The organism is Flectobacillus sp. (genome assembly GCF_049240685.1).
Taxonomy (GTDB): Bacteria; Bacteroidota; Bacteroidia; order Cytophagales; family Spirosomataceae; genus Flectobacillus.
In genome coordinates this window covers 1-2,956 of record NZ_JBMLSD010000042.1, presented here as the reverse complement: position 1 = coordinate 2,956, position 2,956 = coordinate 1, and the positions used below count along the sequence as shown (strand labels likewise).

The 2,956-nt window shown below is 39.4% G+C and carries 1 protein-coding gene; it reads left to right on the top strand.

Annotated features, from left to right (window positions below):
- Positions 1 to 58: 58 nt before the first annotated feature.
- On the top strand, positions 59 to 2,614 hold the full coding sequence (locus tag ACOVQ4_RS02105) for a phosphocholine-specific phospholipase C (RefSeq protein WP_421819011.1): 2,556 nt from the start codon (positions 59 to 61) through the stop codon (positions 2,612 to 2,614).
- Positions 2,615 to 2,956 lie beyond the last annotated feature (342 nt).

Below are 2,956 nucleotides of genomic sequence, written 5' to 3'. Positions count from 1 at the left end.
ACTAACAACGTTTTCCTACTTACTTAGAAAATAATAAGCCCAATTGAAACAAAAACTTATGGAATCCAGAAGAGAATTTATTCGAAAAGCCAGTTTTTTGGCAAGCGGTGCCGGACTATTTGGCACTTTACCTCAGTCTATTCAACGTGCGTTGGCCATTAATCCAGCTCAAGGAAGTACTTTTTGGGATGCCGAACATGTAGTAATTCTTATGCAAGAAAACAGGTCTTTTGACCATTGCTTCGGTACTCTACAAGGTGTTCGCGGATTTAATGACCCTCGTGCTCTTACCGATGGGCAAAAACGCAAAGTTTGGTTACAATCTACCAAAGACGGTAAAACCTACGCACCATTCCGCCTAAATTTGAAGGATTCTAAAGCCACATGGATGAGTTCACTACCGCATTCTTGGGAAAATCAAATTGATGCACTCAATGGGGGTAAAAATAATGGCTGGCTTGGAGCCAAACAATCAGGGAACAAAGATTATAAGGATATGCCTTTGACTTTGGGATATTACAATCGTGAAGACATCCCTTTCTATTACGCAATGGCCGATGCCTTTACGATATGTGACCAAAATTTTTGTTCATCCTTAACTGGTACAACCCCCAACCGTCTTTATCTGTGGTCGGGAACAATTAGAGAAAAAGCCTCCTTCGATACCAAAGCCAACGTTAAAAATGAGGATGTTGACTATGAAAAATGGGCAAAATGGAAAACATTTCCCGAACGACTTGAAGAGGCCAAAGTTTCGTGGAAAATCTATCAAAACGAAATAAGTCTACCCACAGGATTGGAGGGCGAAGAGGATGCTTGGCTGGCCAACTTTACAGATAATCCTATCGAATGGTTTGAGAACTACAAGGTAAAATTTGCCCCTGAATATTACGAGTATATTCAACAAATGGAGAAAGTTTTGCCTAAAGAAATTAGTGCTCTTGAAACAAAAATACCAACTTTAGACTCAACGAGTGCTGATTTTAAAAAAGCTTCTCGACAACTCGAATCAAAAAAGGCTTGGTTATCTCAAGTAAAACGAGATTTAATCGATTATCACCCCGATAAATTTAATACGCTCAGCAATTTTCAAAAATCGATTCATCAACGCGCATTTACCAACAATAGAAAAGACCCTCAATACAGAAAATTGACTCATCTCAAATACGATTTTGAGGGAAAAGAGCGAGAGATGGCCGTGCCTCAAAGTGATGTATTGTTTCAATTTAGAGAAGACGTAAACAATAATTCGCTGCCAACTGTATCTTATCTTGTGGCTCCTGAAAACTTTTCTGACCATCCTGGCGCGCCTTGGTACGGCGCATGGTATTTGTCGGAGGCAATGGATATTTTAACCAAAAATCCTGAAATCTGGAAAAAGACCATCTTTATTTTAGCTTATGACGAAAATGACGGCTATTTCGACCATATCCCTCCCTTTGTAGCTCCTGATCATCAGGCAGTTGATTCTGGAAAAGTTTCTAAAGGAATAGACCCTAGCCAAGAGCGGGTAAATCTGGAGCATGAAAAATTAAGACCCTATCAAGACATCCGAAAAGGACCCATTGGCTTAGGTTTTAGAGTACCTCTACTAATTGCCTCTCCGTGGTCGCGCGGAGGTCGTGTATGTTCGGAAGTATTTGACCATACCTCTGTGATTCAATTCTTAGAAAAATTTATTTCTAAAAAGTCAAAAGAAAATATCCACGAATCGAATATTACCGAATGGAGAAGAACGGTTTGTGGAGACCTTACCTCTGTTTTTCAGACTTACAACGGAGAAAATATCCCTCTTCCTAATTTTGTAGACAAAGAACCCTTCATTCAATCTGTTCATCAAGCACAATTTAAGGAGTTACCTTCAGGCTATAAAAATCTTACCTTAGAGGAACAAAAAGCAATTAATCAAAATCCTCAATCCGCGCCTTGGATGCCCAAACAAGAAAAGGGGATTCGACCTGCCTGTGCAATTCCTTACGAATTGTATGTCGACGGACAGCTGAAGGGTGATTCTTTTGAGGTCAAAATGAAAGTGGGTAACAAAGTGTTTGGAAAAAATGCCAAAGGCTCACCTTTCAAAGCCTACTCCACCATCGCTTATCAGAAAAAAGATGTAGATGGCAAAGCGCTTGGCTTTGAAACCATGCTGGCTAGAGATTATGCCGTAAAAGCTGGAGACACCATCACGGACATCTGGAAACTAACTGAAAGTGAATCAAGCAAATACGCCATTGATATCTATGCCCCAAATGGCTTTTTTAGAACATTCCAAGGAGATTCTATGGATAAGCTTCATACAGTTTTATCTTACGAACAAGCATCGCAGGGCGCTTTGTTGTCTGGTAATATCATTATTGAACTCCAAAATATTTCAAAAGAAAAACTTCTTGTAGAACTACTCGATGAATCCTACGAAACAGGTCTTAAAACAGTCGCCTTAGAACCTGAAAAAAGCACTAAAGTAATTTTTGATTTGACTAAAAGTTATAACTGGTATGATTTATCTGTAAAAGTTAAGGGTTCACCAGATTTTTTGAGAAGATACGCAGGCCACGTCGAAACAGGAAAACCGAGTTATACCGACCCAGCTATGGGGCAAGTCAAAACCGTTTGATTCATTGGTAAATAAGAAAACCCCAAGTCCAAGACTTTGTCTTGGACTTGCATACCTCTTTGATCATCATGATTGAGGATTTACAGTAAACCAGTGCCTAATCCTTCTTTTAACATAGATTATATGTAATCGTGTAGAATTAGATTTAAGTTTTTTGTTAAAGGCAGCAGGCAAAGTGAGTAACATTGTTTCTTGGTAACAATAGTTAGCTTTTTGCCAAATACCCAAAGCCTTCAGGTATCGGCTTTCGGCGATGGGCTAATGGAAAAATCCATGTCCGTGGTCATTAAAGACATTTTAACACGCTTTGCCTTGTGTCTGCTGCCTTTTCCCTAAAACACA